Consider the following 15,678-nt stretch of genomic DNA (forward strand, 5'->3'; position numbering starts at 1 on the left):
TGCCTGCCCTTGTCAGCGGCCGGAAGGGGGCAGGGCTTCGCCGGGCCCCCGGGGTCAGCCGTCCGGACGGAGCAGACCGCGCTCGTAGGCCCTGGCCAGCCGCTGGGGGACGAGGTACGGCACACCGTCCACGGTGACCGTCACCAACTGGGGCGTCGCGGCCTTCCACTGCGCGCGACGGTGCCGGGTGTTGCTGCGCGACATCTTGCGTTTGGGCACGGCCATGAGGACCTCCGGACGTGATCGGTGATGGAAGGGAAACGATACATGAAAATGGATGTCATTAGAATCTGGGTGGATCAAGTCACGGCGCGCGAGTCAGCACCACAGAGCCCCAAGTCGCCTTGCTCGTGATTGGGTTGAACCTTCCCCGCGACGCAGTCGTTGTGTCTGCGAAAACCGTACGAGGGGCCGCCGGCCCGGCTCCGCCCGTGAAGGAGAGATACATGAAGGCGTGGCGTTCTCGTGTCGCTGCCGTTGTCGGGGCCGCGGCGGTCGCCGTCGTGCTGACCGGGGGCTCGGCGTCGGCCGCCACCGACCCCGACGGCTTCCACCATGCCGCCGGGTTCAGGGACCACCACACGTGCCAGGTGGAGGGAACGGCGTACATGCAGGAGAACAGGCAGGGCTACACCGAGTTCCAGTGCCGCTGGAACAACGGCTACTGGGAGATGTGGGTCCGCTAGGAACTACCCGCGGTGGTGACCAACGGGCTTGAAGGAGGCCGCTGATCCAGACGGTTGTCGCGCGGAGATCGAGTCCTGCGAGGTAGCTCTCGGGCGACTTGAGGACCGGTGGGACATATCCGGGCTGAGGCAGCATCTCGACCCGCTGCTCAGGCGCCCTTTTCCCCGTGCCCCGACAAAGCCGAGCTTCTTCGGGAAGTACGACACCAGGAGGTTCTTGGTCTGCTGGTGGTGCGCGAGTGAGATAGCTGCTGACCTGCGGGAATGAAGGTGGCCTACTTGACGGTCGGCGGGCGCCTCGTCCGGCAGGCGATGCCTTGCCGGCCCGTACAGGACCTGTGCGGGATCAAGCCCTGGAGGTCTTCGCCCAGCGACGAGCCGCGCACACTGAGCTTTGGTTGTCTTCCCGCAGGCCAATGCGGACAGCACCCCGATCTCTCAGGGCAAGACGCTCTCAAAGCAGGAGACCCTGGATCTCCTCCTGGCATGCCCGGGGTGGCGTGATAGCGGGCGAACGCCGGTCTGACCGTGGCAATAGACCTGCTGCAACAGCTCAGGGAAAGTAGCTCATTGCGGCTGGCCTGCGCGAGGGGCGCCGACCTGGCGCAGGGGCGTCAGGCGTTGACGCTTCGGCAGAGGCTGATGTCCATCAAGCAATCTGTGCCCCATTTGCCGGAATCGAAGAAAGTGCGCGGAAAACGCCCCTGACGGCAGTAAACTCGCAGGCCATCCAGCCTGCTCCCCGCACCCGCGGGGATGGCCCCCAGCGCATGAGCACGTTCGGAGGCTTGCTCCGCTGCTCCCCGCACCCGCGGGGATGGCCCCCTGTGTGCGGGCAGCCGGTCATACTCCGAGGGCTGCTCCCCGCACCCGCGGGGATGGCCCCGGGGGTGTACTGCCCACTACTAGGGGTATGGTCTGCTCCCCGCACCCGCGGGGATGGCCCCACCTCCGGCGCCATCCCCTACATTTTCCGGGACTGCTCCCCGCACCAGCGGGGATCGCCCCGGTGACGTGGACGTCGACCGGCACCGGCGGAGCCGTTCTCAGAGCCCGCATGTTCACCGAGTCGATCGCGTACCTCGACCAGTACAGGTCGCCACGGGGGCCGAGTTCGTCGAGGACCAGGCGGTGGAGCTAGGCGCACACCCTGGCCTTCGTCCACTCGGTGAACCGGCGGGGGGTCGTCGCACCGGACGGCCCGAACGACGCCGAGGGCAACTGCTGCCACGTGCAGCCCGACGTTGCCACGAACACGATCGCCGCCAGGGCCTCCCGGTCACCATGGCGGCGCCGGCCACCACCCTGAGGCCGCGACGGCGCCTCCGGCACCACACGCTGGAACAGCTCCCACAACTCGTCCGGAACCAGCCACTCAACAATCCCCGCCACAGCCAACAGTCCACCCAGCCAAAGGAGATGGATTGCAAGGAGGACGGATGCCGTCGCCGGTTCCGCACCGGTGATTGTGGCGATCCGGACGATGCTGAGCCGCAGCTCGTCGTGGAGCGGGGCGACGCCCTCGGCGGGTGTGGCGGTGAGGCCGCTGCGGCGTGCGACGGTCCCGGCGTGTTTCGCCCAGGCCAGGCTGAGGGACGCGGGGTGGTGACGACGGTGGCCCAGTTGTCGGCCACGAGGCCGAAGGGCTGGGTGACGCTGATCTGGGCCTCTTCTGTGGCCCGGCGGGCCCGACGTGGAGCGCGGCCGTGAGGTCGGAGCGGCCACGGGTTCCTGCTCGGGGGGTTTTCGCCAGGCCGGGTGCGGGGCCGCCGACCGGCTCCAACGACTCTGGAAGCACACGTTCCGGCCATTTAATTCAAGCGCTTGATTTATTTGAAGCCGTGCGATTTGCTTCTGCGAGACGGTTCTCCCTCCCCCAACTGGAGTACCCATGAAGGATGTTGGCCCGGAGGCGGCGCCTGGTCACCCGTTCACCGCGCCCGCGGCCCCGGAGCCGCCCACCGAGTGGGGAGAGCTGCGGCGGGACTGCCTGGTCATCAACACCACCAAGTCCTCTTGTGAGGAGAACGAGTCCGCACACGAGGCCGTCGCCGACTGCATGTCGCGTCTCGTCAGGACGAAGTGGGACGCGCCGGGAGGCGACCTCATCAGCCGGCTCCTTCTCGGCAGCGACAGCCAGGGTGCGCCGATGCCCGAGGAGGGTCTGGTCGCCACCGGGCAGGCACCGCTGCCGGCCGATCACGAGACCACAGCCGGGTCTATCGCCACGATGGCCGCACACCTGTCAGCCGACCACGCGCGAGGGGAACTGCTCCTCGCCGATCGCTCGCAGATCAGGTCAGCGGTGGAAGAGACCCTGCGCTTCGACCGCAACGGCACGTTCGGTTCCGGCCGGCACTCCTGCCTGGGCCGGCCCCTTGCCCGTACCAAGTTCCAAGCCGTGCTTGGCGTACTGCTGGAGCGGCTCCCCACGCTGGGCCTCCCCGTGAACCCCGGAGACTTCTGTCGCCACGACGGCATGCTCACCGCTCCCCGGCGCGAACTGCCCGTCACGTGGTGAGCGTCGGACGGCCCCGCGTGAACACTCGCTCGGTGGCCACCCGCGAGGCGATCCTCACGGCGGCCGAACAGCTCTATGCCGAGGAGGGTTTGGCGGCGGTTTCCAATCGGAGCGTCAGCCAGGCCGCCGGCCAAGGCAACATCGCGGCCGTCAACTACCACTTCGGCACCCGGCTGGATCTGGTTCGCGCCGTCATGGCCCGGCACGGCGAAGCGGTCGACCTGTTGCGAGCCCGCCACGCGAGTGAGGTCGCGGAGGGTGCCGACCTACGCGCCTGGGTGCGCTGCCTGGTGCGGCCGGTGACCGAGCACCTTGCCGGGCTGGGCAGCCCGTCCTGGCAGGCCCGATGCATGGTTCAGGTCCTCACTGACCCGGTGACCCGAAACCTGGTCACCGAGGACGCACTCGCACGGCCTGGGCTCGCCGTCGTGATTCGAGGGCTGGAACGACACCTGGCCGGGCTTCCCGCCGGGGTCCGCCGAAGGCGCGGTGCCATGGCCCGTCATCTCATCACCCACACCTGTGCCGAGCAGGAACGGGACCTGGCCGACGAAACGGCCGTGCCGTCCCAGACCTGGTCGGACACCGCCAATGAGCTCGAGGATGCCGTCTATGGCCTCTTCGCGGCTCCGATCACCCACCCCCACACTCAGGAAGCATGATGAAAATCACCGTTGACGAGGAAAAGTGCTGCGGCGCCGGCCAGTGCGTGCTCATCGCCCCCGAGGTCTTCGACCAGCGCGACGACGACGGCATCGTCGTCCTGCTGGAGGCCGAACCCGCCGCCGAACACCAGGACGTGGTACGCGAGTCGGCAAGTGTCTGCCCGGCCGCCGCCATCCATCTGGACGAGAAGGCGTGAACACTCCCCAGCACGTGCTGGTGGTCGGTGCCTCCGCAGCCGGCCTCAGCACCGCCGAGGCGCTGCGTCGCAAGGGATTCGACGGGCGTCTGACGTTGGTGGGCGCCGAGAGCGAACTGCCCTACGACCGGCCGCCGTTGTCGAAGCAGGTTCTCTCCGGAGCCTGGGACACCACCCGTGCGCAGTTACGTCCGAAGGAAGCGCTGGATGCCTTGGCCGCAGAGTTTGTCCTGGGCGATCCAGCCGTAGAACTGGACGCCGACGGCCGCCGGGTCCGTACCGCCTCGGGGCTGAGGGTGACAGCCGACGCGATCGTCATCGCCACGGGTCTGAAAGCGCGCGAGTTGCCGGACCAGGCCGGCATGAGCGGCGTACACGTCATACGAACCGTGGGTGACGCCGTCCGCCTGCGCTCTGCCTTGCTCAAGACCGAGCGGGTCGTCGTCGTGGGCGACGGCGTACTCGGTGCGGAGACGGCGTCCACCGCCCGGTCCATGGGGCTGGAAGTCTGCCTGGTCGGTCCGCAGCCCGCCCCGATGACCGAACAACTGGGACCGCTCGTTGCAGACCACCTCGCAGATCTTCACCGCCGCCATGGCGTCTGCCTTCACAGCGGAGTGCTGCTGGAGGGACTGGTGTCCAGGGACGGCGCCGTCACGGGTGTCAGACTGAGCGACGGGGAGGACCTGCCGGCCGACGTGGTCGTGGCCGCTGTCGGCGGCCTGCCTGCCACCGACTGGCTGGCGGACAGCGGCCTACGGCTGGACGACGGCATCGTGTGCGACGAGCACTGCCGCGCCGCCGAGGGGGTGTGGGCCGTCGGAGACGTGGCTCGCTGGCACCATCAGGGGCTGGGACGGCTGCTTCGACTGGAGAACCGCACGAATGCCTCGGAACAGGCGTTGGCCGTGGCCGCCGACATCCTCGGTGAGAATCGCCCCTATCTCCCGGTGCCGTACTTCTGGACCGACCAGTTCGACGTGAAGCTGCAGGCATACGGCTTGCCCTCAGCCGACTCCCAGGCCCAGATCGTCGAGGGCGACCCCGGCGAAAGCCGATTCGTGGTACGCCACAACGGTCCGCGAGGACCGATGGGCGTACTCGGCTGGAAGATGCCCCGGCAAGCACGTCTTCACCGGGCGAGCATCGTCGATCAGTACACGCGACCGCCGGAGCCTGCCACGCCGTGATCGCGGCGAGGCGCCGCCCTCCTCGCGACCTGTACCCAAAGACGGCTCCCGTTTCCCGGACGGGCCCGGCGGTGTGCCCCCCCCAACGGCAGGGGATGCGGCGCCACGTGATTCGTCCGACGAGACCACGTGGGCGGACATCCGCCGGGCCGTCAACCATCCGTTACACACAGTTTCTCAAGCCCACCTTTAGGAACCACCATGACGACGCACCCCGTACCCACCGACACGACGGCCATTCCTGACTTCCCGGCGCCCCGTTCGGCGTCCTGCCCGTTCGCTCCGTCCCCACAGATGCGGGCACTGGCGGACGGCGGACCGGTCAGCCGTGTCCGCTCCTGGGGCGGCAGCACCCCCTGGGTGGTAACCGGTCACGCCGAGCAAAAGGCCCTCCTGGCCGATCCACGGCTGAGTGTCGACTTCGCCAACCCCGGCTTCCCCAGCCCGGTCGATCCTCAGTACAGCCACCCCCACGCGCGGCCCGACCTGAGCTTCGTGGGCATGGACGATGTTGAGCACGCACGGCTGCGCCGGATGATCAGTGGCACCTTCACCATCAAGCGAGTCGAGGCGATGCGTCCGGGCATCCAGCGGATGACCGACACGTTCATCGACGAGATGCTGGACGGCCCCAAGCCCGTCGACCTCGTGCAGGCCCTCGCTCTGCCCCTGCCTTCTCTGGTCATCTCCGAACTGCTCGGCGTTCCTTACGCGGACCACGAGTTCTTCCAGACGAACAGCAAGACCCTGGTGTCCGCCGTGGCGACCGGAGAACAGCGTCAGACCGCCCACGCGGCGCTGTCGCAGTACCTCGACGGTCTGATCGGGGAGAAGATCGCCGAACCGGGTGACGACCTGCTGTCGAAACTGGGCCGACACGTCGAGGCGGGCGAGCTGACCCGGCGCGAGGCGGCCACCATGGGCGTCCTTCTGCTTCTGGGAGGCCACGAGACGACCGCCAACATGATCAGTCTCGGCACGCTGCTGCTGCTTCAGCATCCCGAGCAGCTCGCCGCCATCCGCGACGCGGAGGACCAGCACGTCGTCGTCGACTCCGTCGAGGAACTGCTGCGCTACCTCAGCATCGTGCACCTCGGCCGTCGGCGCACCGCCGTGGAGGACATCGAGATCGCCGGGAAGACCATCTCGGCCGGGGAAGGCGTCATTCTCCTCGGGGAACTCGCCAACCGCGACCCTCTGGTCTTCGAGGACCCCGACCGCCTCGACATCACTCGCAATGCCCGGCAGCATCAGGCATTCGGCGGCGGTACCCACCACTGTATCGGCCAGCCACTGGCCCGGTTGGAACTCCAGGTGCTCTACCCGACGCTGTTCCGCCGGATTCCCACGTTGCGCGCGGCGGTCCCGCTGGAGGAGACCCGCTTCAAGTACGATGCGGTGATCTACGGCCTGCACGAGCTGCCCGTGACCTGGTGACTCCGGTCGTGCGGATGTCACCACGAGAGCGAACCGCCGGCACATCGCATGCGGGGCCGGTCTACGGCCCCGGCGCGGGACGAGAGGGACACGCACACCGGCCTGGCCGGACGCTCGGTCGTCGTCACCGGCGGAAGTGCCAACATCGGCAGGAGCACCGCTGCGGCCCTCGCGAGGGAAGGGGCGGCGGTCCCGATCGCGGGCCGCGATGAAGAGCAAGGACGCAAGGCGTGCGGGGTTGCGTGACCGTGGTGCGGCGGACGCCTTCTGGCACCGAGCCCACGTGACCGACCGGACGGAGGTGGCCGCCCTGCGCGACGCCGTGTACGACCGATTCGGAGGTCGGGGCGGCGGTCGTCTACCTGGCATCCGACCCGGCGGCGTTTGTCACCGGCCAGGTGCCGTGTGCCGACGGTGGCACCCAACTCGCCTGACAGCAAGCACCCGTGGCCACCGACCAGCGGTCGCGGGCTGCTCTGACGGCACACACGACGAGGATGATGTGGCATGACTGATTTCGCCCAGCGGTACGGTCCGGTCGCGGTGGTCACCGGCGCCTCCTCGGGTATCGGATACGCATTCGCCGGCCAACTGGCCGGACGCGGCCTTGACGTCGTTCTTGTCGCCCGACGAGGCGATCGACTGCGGCGGCTGGCTGAGGAGTTGCGGGACCAGTACCGGGTGCGCGCCACCGTGGTGCAGGCCGATCTCGCTGATCCGGCGGCGCCCGCCCGGATTCTCGAGGCGGTAGACGGTCTGGATGTGGGCCTGTTGGTGAGCAACGCCGGGTTCGGTGTGAAGGGAAGGTTCGAGGACACGGACGCCGATGTCCTCTCGTCCATGCTCGCGGTGAACTGCCTGGCACCCATGCGACTCGCGCACGCCCTGGTCCCCCGGATGAGACTGAGGGGCCGTGGCGGTGTGCTCTTCACCAGCTCGGTCGAAGGGTTGCTGGGCTGTCCGTACTCGGCCGTCTACTCGGCCACCAAGGCTTACACGAATGCTCTCGGCGAAGCGCTGTGGGCGGAACTCGAGCCCGCGGGCGTGGACGTCCTGACCCTGTGCCCGGGGGCCACCGACACGGAGGCGCCGCGCCTGCAAGGCATCGATCCCGCGAGCCTGCAAGACCTGATGTCGCCGGAGGATGTCGCCCGTTGCGCACTGGAGCACCTGGCTGAGGGGCCGACGTACATTCCCAGCCCGCACTACCGGGGGAATTACGCCACGCTCCTGTCGATGCCGCGACGCGAGGCCCTCACCATGATGGCCCGGTCGATGACGAAGTGAGAGGAACGTCCGTACGCCGAGGACGGCCTTGGGCCGGGCGAGCACACACACGAGCAACCGACTCACCTCTCATGACGCACGCCCTTCGCTTCCCCCCTGTCCGCGAGGCGGAGTGAGCCGCTGGGAGCACGGATGGATCGCCTCCGCTGAGGGCTCCTCGGCCCGGAAATGCCCCGGAACCGCTGGTCGGAGCCGGGGCAGGGGTGGTAGGCATCGGGAGTAAGGACGCGTTTCGGCTCGCTGCTTCAGATGCGCGCCGAGAGGGGCGCCTGCCGGGCACCTGCCCTGGTCAGGCGCCCTGTTCGGTGTCTAGAAGAAGCCCAGCCTCTTCGGCGAGTACGACACCAGAAGATTCTTCGTCTGCTGGTAGTGATCCAGCATCATCTTGTGGGTCTCCCGGCCGATGCCCGACTGCTTGTAGCCGCCGAACGCCGCGTGGGCGGGGTAGGCGTGGTAGCAGTTGGTCCAGACGCGTCCCGCCTGGATCGCGCGGCCGGCGCGGTACGCGGTGTTGATGTCGCGGGTCCACACCCCCGCGCCGAGGCCGTACAGCGTGTCGTTCGCGGTCTTGATGGCGTCGTCGAAGTCGTCGAAGGACGTGACCGCCACGACCGGGCCGAAGATCTCCTCCTGGAAGATCCGCATCCGGTTGCTGCCCTCGAAGATCGTCGGCTGGACGTAGTAGCCGCCCTTCAGCTCGCCCTCCTGCTCCAGGCGCTCCCCGCCGGTGAGGACCTTGGCTCCCTCCTGCCTGCCGATGTCCAGGTAGGAGAGGATCTTCTCCAACTGGTCGTTGGACGCCTGCGCGCCGATCATCGTGTCGGTGTCCAGCGGGTGGCCCGGCGTGATCCGTTCGGTACGGGCGACGGCCGCCTCCATGAACTCGGCGTAGTTGCCTCGCTGGATCAGGGCCCTCGACGGACAGGTGCAGACCTCGCCCTGGTTCAGGGCGAACATCGTGAAGCCTTCCAGCGCCTTGTCCCGGAAGTCGTCGTCCCGCGCCCACACGTCGTCGAAGAAGATGTTCGGGGACTTGCCGCCCAGCTCCAGCGTGACCGGCTTGATGTTCTCCGAGGCGTACTGCATGATCAGCCGCCCCGTCGTGGTCTCCCCGGTGAACGCCACCTTCGCCACCCGGGGGCTCGACGCGAGCGGCTTGCCCGCCTCCACGCCGAAACCGTTGACGATGTTGAGGACGCCCGGCGGCAGCAGGTCCGCCACCAGGCTCAGCCAGTAGTGGATCGAGGCCGGCGTCTGCTCGGCGGGCTTCAGCACCACCGCGTTGCCGGCGGCGAGCGCGGGCGCGAGCTTCCAGGTCGCCATCAGGATCGGGAAGTTCCACGGGATGATCTGCGCGACCACGCCCAGCGGCTCGTGGAAGTGGTACGCGACCGTGTCGTCGTCGACCTCGCCGAGCGAACCCTCCTGAGCCCGGATCACGCCCGCGAAGTACCGGAAGTGGTCGATGGCCAGCGGAATGTCGGCCGCCAGCGTCTCGCGCACCGGCTTGCCGTTCTCCCAGCTCTCGGCGACCGCCAGCTTCTCCAGGTTCGCCTCCATCCGGTCGGCGATCTTCAGCAGGATGCCGGAGCGCTCGGCCGCCGGGGTCCGTCCCCAGCCCGGGGCCGCCCCGTGGGCCGCGTCGAGCGCCCGCTCCACGTCCTCCGCCGTACCGCGGGCGACCTCCGTGAAGGGCTTCCCGTTCACCGGAGACGGGTTCTCGAAGTACTGGCCTCGCGCGGGCGGCACGTACTCGCCGCCGATGAAGTGGTCGTACCGCGACTGGTAGGAGACGATCGCGCCCTCGGTGCCGGGCGCCGCGTAACGGGTCATCCTGATGCCTCCCTGATCGAGTGCCGCCCGCCGTTGGACAGCTCTCCAGGCGAGAGTAGGGAGCCGGAGGTTGCGGGGACGTTGCGTGTCTCCCGGCACCCCCCCCGCACCGTGAGGGTGAGGGCGGGCGCTTGCCAGGGGCCGGCCGGGGCCGCCGGCCCCTGGCAAGCAGCTCCCTTCCCGCGCGTCGTCCGCCCTGTCTCACCACCTCCCCGGCACCGCCAGTTCGGACTCCAGGGCGGCCAGCCGCGACCGGGCCGCCGCGGTGGGGCGGACCGTGGCCAGTGCTCGCCAGACGTCGAGGTCGTCCTCGCCCCAGGGAGCGTGCGCCCAGTCGGCGAGCAGGTCCGGGTCGCGGCGCGCGATCAGCGCGTTGCGCAGGGCGTCGGCGAGCCGGTGCCTCATCCGGACCACGGCGGGGGCCTGCGAGCCAGGCAGCAGCGGACCGGCGTACGCCGTCGCCGCCTTCGTGATCGCCCCGGAACGCAGCCGCCGCTCCACCACCGCGATGTCGGACTCCACGGGCACGGTGAGCCGGTACGGACGGGACGCCAGCCGACCCGGTCCGAGCACCCCGCGCAGACGGGCGAGTTCCGCGCGGAGCGTCACCGGGGTCACCCGTTCGTCCTCGTACAGCGCGCAGAGCAGTTCGTCGCCGGTCAGCCCCTCCGGGTGCAGGGCCAGCAGGACGACGATCTCGCTGTGCCGCCGGCTGAGCCGGACCCTGCGGCCTCCGGTGGTCAGCAGCGCTTCGGCGCGGCCCAGCGCGGTCAGCTCGGCGTGATCCTCCGCCGGCCGCTCCGGGGCGGACAGGGCGAGGTGAGACTCGGCGGCGCGGGCGACCGCCTGCACGAAGCCGAGGCTGTGCGGATGCGCCAGCCCGTCCCCACCGGTGATGTCCACGGCGCCGAGCACCCGCCCCGTCCGTGGATCGTGGACCGGAGCCGCCGCGCACGTCCAGGGCTGGACACGGCGTATGAAGTGCTCGGCCGCGAAGACCTGGACGGGCCGGCCGACGGCCACCGCGGTACCCGGCGCGTTCGTGCCGACCGCCGACTCCGCCCAGCGGGCACCCGGCACGAAGTTCATCCGGTCCGCCCGGCGCCGGGTCGCCCGATGTCCCTCGACCCAGAGCAGGCTGCCGTGCGCGTCGCACACCGCCAGCAGGTGTTCTCCGTCGGCGGCGAACGTGCCCAGCAGCTCACGGACGAGCGGCATCACCCGCGCCAGCGGATGGTCGGCCCGGTACGCGCTGAGGTCGGCGTCCATGAGTTCCACGCTCGCGGTGCCGTCCGGGCCGACCCCCGCTCGCACCGACCGCCGCCATGACGCGGCCACCACGTCCCGCACGGGCCGTGACACGGTGCCCGCCCGGGTGAAGGTCTCGTGTGCGCGCCGCAGTGTCCGTGCGCGCTCGACGGGGTCGGCTCCCGGTTCCAGAGCCAGCCACGAATCGCTCATCTCGGCCTCCCCGGACAGCGATGGGATGGTGGAGGACATGGTTGCTCCCCGGGTACGCGCGGACAACCTTTCCGGCCGGCCCGGTCGTCCGGGCGTGGCGGGTCGCCGGGGTCAGGCGAAGTTCACGAGTCTGATGTAGCGGGTCCAGTCCCACAGCGGACCCGGGTCCGTGTGGTCGCTGCCCGGCACCTCGTGGTGTCCGAGGATGTGGGCCCGGTCCTTGGGGATGCCGTACTTGGTGCAGATCGCGGCGGTGAGCCGGGCCGACTCCTCGTACAGGGCGTTGGTGAAGTACTCCGGCCGGTCCACCCAGCCCTCGTGCTCGATTCCGATGCTGCGGGTGTTGTAGTCCCAGTTCCCCGCGTGCCAGGCGATGTCCGTCTCGGCGACGCACTGGGCGACGTGCCCGTCGGCGGATCGCACGACGTAGTGCGCGGAGACCGCTCTCTCCGGGTCGCGGAAGATGGACAGGGTGTCGGCGTAGGTCTCCTGCGTGACGTGGATGATCACGTAGTCGAGGGGGTAGGCGGCGGGGCGGCTCGACCTGCTGTAGTTGGACGGGTCCGCCGCCTGCCAGTCTGCGGTCGGGTAGTCGACGGCCCTCGACCGATCGTCTTCGGGCTGGGCGGCCGTGAGCTTCGGCTCGTCGTCCCCGGGCTGGGCCGCGGCGGCCCGGGTGCCCGAGAAGAGGGCGTAGGGGGCGGCGGCGAGCGCTGCTCCCGTCAGCAGCAGCCCGCGTCTGCTCGGCGACGGCGTCGTGGCCTTCGCCTGTGTCTGCTCCATGTCCCGGTCCATACGGACTGCCTTTCGTCGGTGGGGGGACCAGCCGAGGCACCCTGAGTGCTGCGGTGGTGAGGTGCTCCCTCGGTCTGCCGGATACCTGATGCTCGGTCACTCTGGTGGTTCGGTGGTGGGGGTGATGCGGGGCACGGGGGTGCGGGCGTGGTCGTCCACGGCCGTCGCGTTGTCGCGCCCCGCGGGAATCACGTTACGGCCAGGGCGGGTTGGGTTGCAGGAGGCGGACCGGTTCCGTGGACGGCCGCCGGAATGTGGATAACTCCTTCACCCGATCGGGTGTTTGACGGAGCCTTGTGGAAGGCAGGCCGCCGAGGCGGCGAGCCGGGGGAGTGGCCGGACGCCAAGGTGCCCCGCCGCGGGTGACGTGCTTTCACGGCTGCGCCTGGGACGTGCCGCTGCCCCCGGCGGTCGAAGGCTCGTACGGCCCGCTCGTCGGCAGTTCGCTCCGTGGGGAGCCTCAGGCCCGCTCGGCCACCGTCGCCGGGTCGTCCAGTACCCCCCGGATCACCGAGTGCGCGGCGCCGAGCAGCGGACCCTGCGGCCCCAGTTCCGACGCGGACACCGGGCAGGCCGGACCGGCCGTTCGCCGGGACAGTTCCTCGCGCAGCGACGGCAGCAGCCACGGTGCGACCGCGGCGAGCGCGCCGCCGACCACCACGGCCTCGGGGTCCAGCAGGTTCACCGCCCCGGTCAGCGCGATGCCGAGCGCGGTGCCCGCCTCGCGCAGGGCCCGCCGTACGTTCTCGTCGCCCTCCGCCGCGCGCCCGGCCAGCACCCCGACCCGGTCCTCGCCGGGCTCCAGCCCGGCAGCGCGCAGCACCGCCTTCTCACCCGCGTACTGCTCCAGGCACCCGTGCCCGCCGCAGGGGCACTCCGGACCGTCGGGCCAGACCGGCACGTGCCCCAGCTCTCCCGCGAAGCCGCGGGTCCCGCGCAGCAGCCGCCCGTCGACCACCACGGCCCCGCCGATGCCGATCTCCGCCGAGACGTGCAGGAAGTCGCTCGGCGTGCCGTCACCGAGCCACAGCTCGGCCAGCGCGCCGAAGTTCGCCTCGTTGTCCACCGTCAGCGGCACGTCCGACGGGAAGAGGGCGGCGAGGTCGGTGTCGTGCCAGTCGAGGTTCGGGGCGCGTACGACGGTCCGCGCGTCGCGGGCGACGAGGCCGGGCACGGCCACGGCGAGCCCGGCCGGCCACAGACCCTCGGCCTCGGCCTCGGCGACGACACGCCGGACGAGGCCGGTGAGCCGCTCGATGACCGACTCGGGGGACCGTCCCCTGTTGCTGCCGTACCGCACGGCCCGCGACCGTACCGTGCCCCGCAGGTCGACCGCGCAGACCGCGAGGTGGTCGACACCGACCTCCGCCCCGATCCCCGCCGGGCCGTGGGTGCTGAGGGCGAGCGCCCAGCCGGGCCGGCCCACCCTGGAGGGGCGTTCGGGGCCCAGCTCCTCCAGGAGGCCGGAGCGGATGAGTTCGTCCACGAGGGTCGAGACCGCCGCCCGCGTCAGTCCGATCCGGGAGGCGACGCCGGCGCGCGACAGGGGCCCCTCGGCGCCGACGGCGTGCAGCACGCGCGAGAGGTTGCGGCGACGCATCCCGCGCTGGGTGTCCGGCAGCGCGCGTCCGGGGCGGCCCGGCTGGGATTCGTTCGGCTGTGCGGTCATGCCTGCGTCAGTCCTCGGTCGCATCTCGGTCCCCCGTCCACGGCGTACGCCACGCGGGTCTCTCCCTCTGTCCAGGCGGTCCGGCCGTGCGGCGAGCGGTGCCCTTCGCCCGCCGGGAGCACCGTCACCGCGACCCGGACCGGCCGCGCGGTCGGGCGGACGCACGCCCCGAACCCGCGGGCACGCACGCCCCGAACCCGCGGGCACCCACGTCCCGAACCCACGGGCACGCGCGTCGCAAACCCGTGGGCACGCGCGCGGGGGAGTGCCCACGGCGCGGAAGCAGCCGACCCCGCGAGAACCGCTCCCGGTACGGAGGGTCCGCCTCCGTACCGTCCAGCCCGGTCGGCGTCGTGCCGTACGGCCGCCACGGTCACCGTTCGCCGGCTCCGGCGCGGCCCCCGTGACGCCTCCCCGTCACGCTCCCTGACGCCCCCCCCGTGACGGCCCCGCCGTCACCGGCTGCCGGGACCCCGCTCCACCAGCGGCGCGGCGTCGGAGAGCACCCCGGCGATCCTGTCCAGCGCCGCCTCGTCGCGCTCCACGGGGTCGAGCACGGGACCCGCGGCCGTGTCCCAGCGCCGGGCGACCGCCGCCGGGTCCTCCCCGGTCAGCAGCCCGGCCGCCTGCGCGGCGGCCCCGAGCGCCACCAGCTCCCGCGCCTGCGGGATCTGGACCGGGCGGCCCGACAGACGCCGTACCGTCTGCTGCCAGGCCGCCCCGCGCGAACCGCCGCCGATCAGCAGGAGCGGAGCGGCAGGGTCCGCGTCCTCGTCGAGGACCAGGTCGAGCGCGCCGAGCAACGAGTGGACGGCGCCGTCGTACGCGGCCTGGAGGAGCTGGCCCGCGGTCGTGTCATGACGCAGCCCGTACAGCAGGCCGGAGGCGTGGGGCAGGTTCGGCGTGCGTTCGCCGTCCAGGAAGGGCAGCAGCGTGACGTCCGTGCCGGGTTCGACGGCCTCCCGGTCCAGGCCCAGCAGAGCCGCGATCCGGTCCACGGCGAGCGTGCAGTTGAGGGTGCAGGCCAGCGGCAGCCAGTCGCCCCGCGCGTCGGCGAAGCCCGCCACGGTGCCGGTCGGGTCCGCCGGCCGGTGCCGCGAGACCGCGTACACGGTGCCCGAGGTGCCGAGGCTCATCACCGGCACGCCGGGACGCAGGCCGAGGCCCAGCGCGGCGGCAGCGTTGTCGCCGGTGCCGGCGGCGACGAGGGTCCCCTTGGAGAAGGGCAGGCCCTGCGCGTCCCGGACGGTTCCGGCCACTTCGCCGGACCGTACGACACGCGGAAGGAGTGCCGGATCGAGCGCCACGCGCGCGAGGATCTCTTCGTCGTACGACTCCGTCCCGGATGCCCACCAGCCGGTGCCGGACGCGTCGCCGCGGTCGGTGGTGCCCTGACCCGTGAGCCGCTCGGTGAGGTAATCGTGCGGCAGGCGCACGGCCTTGGTCGCCCGCACGGCGTCCGGCTCGTGTTCGGCCAGCCACGCCCACTTGGTGACCGTGAAGGACGCGCTGGGCACGCTGCCCGCGCGCTCCGCCCACGCCTTGGGCCCGCCCAGCTCCTCGACGAGACGGCGGGCCTGCGGCGCGGAGCGCACGTCGTTCCAGAGCAGGGCGGGGCGGACCGGCTCGCCGTCGGCGTCCAGTGTGACGAGCCCGTGCTGCTGCCCGCCTATCGACACGGCGGTGGCCTCGCGGGCCGCGTCACCGCACTGGCCGAGGGCCTCGCACAGGGCGTCCCACCACTGGCGCGGGTCGCTCTCGCGGCCGGCCCCGGTGGACACGGTGTGCGGCGCCTGCCCGGAGGCGACGACCCGGCCGGTGGACGTGTCGACGACCAGCGCCTTGGTGGACTGGGTGGACGAGTCCACACCGACGACGAGCGGACCCTCGGGTGCTGACATCGGGCTACTCCCTCTTCCGCGGCTCTCGGGCCATTG

At 71.0% G+C, this 15,678-nt stretch carries 13 protein-coding genes, 2 pseudogenes and 1 CRISPR repeat array; of the genes and pseudogenes, 8 read left to right on the forward strand and 7 right to left on the reverse strand.

The features are described from left to right. Positions 1–54: 54 nt before the first annotated feature. On the reverse strand, positions 55–225 hold the full coding sequence (gene rpmF / locus J5Y05_RS09170; RefSeq protein WP_210870178.1) for a 50S ribosomal protein L32: 171 nt from the start codon (positions 223–225) through the stop codon (positions 55–57). A gap of 221 nt (positions 226–446) precedes the next feature. Here rpmF and J5Y05_RS09175 point away from each other — a divergent pair, with 221 nt between their 5' ends. Beyond that, positions 447–686 (forward strand): hypothetical protein, encoded by a 240-nt coding sequence (locus J5Y05_RS09175; RefSeq protein WP_210870180.1) that lies wholly within the window; start codon positions 447–449, stop codon positions 684–686. A gap of 735 nt (positions 687–1,421) precedes the next feature. After that, positions 1,422–1,694: a CRISPR direct-repeat array (repeat unit 29 nt; unit sequence CTGCTCCCCGCACCCGCGGGGATGGCCCC). Between the two features lie 35 nt (positions 1,695–1,729). Here J5Y05_RS09175 and J5Y05_RS09180 read toward each other — a convergent pair. Beyond that, a pseudogene (locus tag J5Y05_RS09180) lies at positions 1,730–2,078 on the reverse strand (transposase); the annotation flags it as partial. A gap of 499 nt (positions 2,079–2,577) precedes the next feature. Between J5Y05_RS09180 and J5Y05_RS09185 the strand changes: the two are divergent. The 7 genes and pseudogenes from J5Y05_RS09185 (at position 2,578) to J5Y05_RS09215 (ending at position 7,983) form a co-directional block, all read left to right on the forward strand. Continuing rightward, positions 2,578–3,207 (forward strand): cytochrome P450 family protein, encoded by a 630-nt coding sequence (locus J5Y05_RS09185; protein ID WP_210870182.1) that lies wholly within the window; start codon positions 2,578–2,580, stop codon positions 3,205–3,207. Between the two features lie 32 nt (positions 3,208–3,239). Beyond that, a complete protein-coding gene (locus tag J5Y05_RS09190) occupies positions 3,240–3,869 on the forward strand; it encodes a TetR/AcrR family transcriptional regulator (protein ID WP_307853796.1) in 630 nt (209 codons plus the stop codon). Further along, a complete protein-coding gene (locus J5Y05_RS09195) occupies positions 3,869–4,069 on the forward strand; it encodes a ferredoxin (RefSeq protein ID WP_210870186.1) in 201 nt (66 codons plus the stop codon). Before J5Y05_RS09190 ends, J5Y05_RS09195 begins: the two co-directional genes overlap by 1 nt. After that, on the forward strand, positions 4,066–5,259 hold the full coding sequence (locus J5Y05_RS09200) for an NAD(P)/FAD-dependent oxidoreductase (protein WP_210870188.1): 1,194 nt from the start codon (positions 4,066–4,068) through the stop codon (positions 5,257–5,259). The genes J5Y05_RS09195 and J5Y05_RS09200 overlap by 4 nt, the downstream gene beginning before the upstream one ends. 201 nt (positions 5,260–5,460) lie before the next feature. After that, the gene (locus tag J5Y05_RS09205; protein WP_210870189.1) at positions 5,461–6,696 is read left to right on the forward strand and encodes a cytochrome P450; all 1,236 of its coding nucleotides are present in this window, start codon (positions 5,461–5,463) and stop codon (positions 6,694–6,696) included. A gap of 338 nt (positions 6,697–7,034) precedes the next feature. Then, positions 7,035–7,130 (forward strand): annotated as a pseudogene (locus J5Y05_RS32595) (hypothetical protein); the annotation flags it as partial. 73 nt (positions 7,131–7,203) lie between these two features. Further along, complete coding sequence (locus J5Y05_RS09215) at positions 7,204–7,983, forward strand: SDR family NAD(P)-dependent oxidoreductase (RefSeq protein WP_210870191.1); 780 nt, start codon at positions 7,204–7,206, stop codon at positions 7,981–7,983. A 309-nt stretch (positions 7,984–8,292) separates the two neighbouring features. Here J5Y05_RS09215 and adh read toward each other — a convergent pair whose 3' ends face one another. From adh to xylB, 5 genes are all read right to left on the reverse strand, one after another. Beyond that, positions 8,293–9,816 carry an aldehyde dehydrogenase gene (adh, locus tag J5Y05_RS09220; RefSeq protein WP_210870193.1) on the reverse strand — a complete coding sequence of 508 codons (1,524 nt, stop codon included), beginning with the start codon at positions 9,814–9,816 and terminating at the stop codon, positions 8,293–8,295. Between the two features lie 201 nt (positions 9,817–10,017). After that, on the reverse strand, positions 10,018–11,277 hold the full coding sequence (locus tag J5Y05_RS09225; protein WP_210871401.1) for a GAF domain-containing protein: 1,260 nt from the start codon (positions 11,275–11,277) through the stop codon (positions 10,018–10,020). 111 nt (positions 11,278–11,388) lie between these two features. Further along, positions 11,389–12,060 (reverse strand): N-acetylmuramoyl-L-alanine amidase, encoded by a 672-nt coding sequence (locus J5Y05_RS09230; RefSeq protein WP_210870195.1) that lies wholly within the window; start codon positions 12,058–12,060, stop codon positions 11,389–11,391. A 472-nt stretch (positions 12,061–12,532) separates the two neighbouring features. Further along, on the reverse strand, positions 12,533–13,741 hold the full coding sequence (locus J5Y05_RS09235) for an ROK family transcriptional regulator (protein WP_210870197.1): 1,209 nt from the start codon (positions 13,739–13,741) through the stop codon (positions 12,533–12,535). A gap of 455 nt (positions 13,742–14,196) precedes the next feature. Beyond that, the gene (gene xylB, locus J5Y05_RS09240; protein WP_210870199.1) at positions 14,197–15,642 is read right to left on the reverse strand and encodes a xylulokinase; all 1,446 of its coding nucleotides are present in this window, start codon (positions 15,640–15,642) and stop codon (positions 14,197–14,199) included. Positions 15,643–15,678 lie beyond the last annotated feature (36 nt).

It is taken from the genome of Streptomyces tagetis (genome assembly GCF_018069565.1).
Classification (GTDB): domain Bacteria; phylum Actinomycetota; class Actinomycetes; order Streptomycetales; family Streptomycetaceae; genus Streptomyces; species Streptomyces tagetis.

Coding starts and splice junctions, on each gene's coding strand:
- rpmF (WP_210870178.1), bottom strand. CDS start 225: ATGGCCGTGCCCAAACGCAAGATGTCGCGCAGCAACACCCGGCACCGT.
- J5Y05_RS09175 (WP_210870180.1), top strand. CDS start 447: ATGAAGGCGTGGCGTTCTCGTGTCGCTGCCGTTGTCGGGGCCGCGGCG.
- J5Y05_RS09185 (WP_210870182.1), top strand. CDS start 2,578: ATGAAGGATGTTGGCCCGGAGGCGGCGCCTGGTCACCCGTTCACCGCG.
- J5Y05_RS09195 (WP_210870186.1), top strand. CDS start 3,869: ATGAAAATCACCGTTGACGAGGAAAAGTGCTGCGGCGCCGGCCAGTGC.
- J5Y05_RS09205 (WP_210870189.1), top strand. CDS start 5,461: ATGACGACGCACCCCGTACCCACCGACACGACGGCCATTCCTGACTTC.
- J5Y05_RS09215 (WP_210870191.1), top strand. CDS start 7,204: ATGACTGATTTCGCCCAGCGGTACGGTCCGGTCGCGGTGGTCACCGGC.
- adh (WP_210870193.1), bottom strand. CDS start 9,816: ATGACCCGTTACGCGGCGCCCGGCACCGAGGGCGCGATCGTCTCCTAC.
- J5Y05_RS09225 (WP_210871401.1), bottom strand. CDS start 11,277: ATGAGCGATTCGTGGCTGGCTCTGGAACCGGGAGCCGACCCCGTCGAG.
- J5Y05_RS09230 (WP_210870195.1), bottom strand. CDS start 12,060: ATGGAGCAGACACAGGCGAAGGCCACGACGCCGTCGCCGAGCAGACGC.
- J5Y05_RS09235 (WP_210870197.1), bottom strand. CDS start 13,741: ATGACCGCACAGCCGAACGAATCCCAGCCGGGCCGCCCCGGACGCGCG.
- xylB (WP_210870199.1), bottom strand. CDS start 15,642: ATGTCAGCACCCGAGGGTCCGCTCGTCGTCGGTGTGGACTCGTCCACC.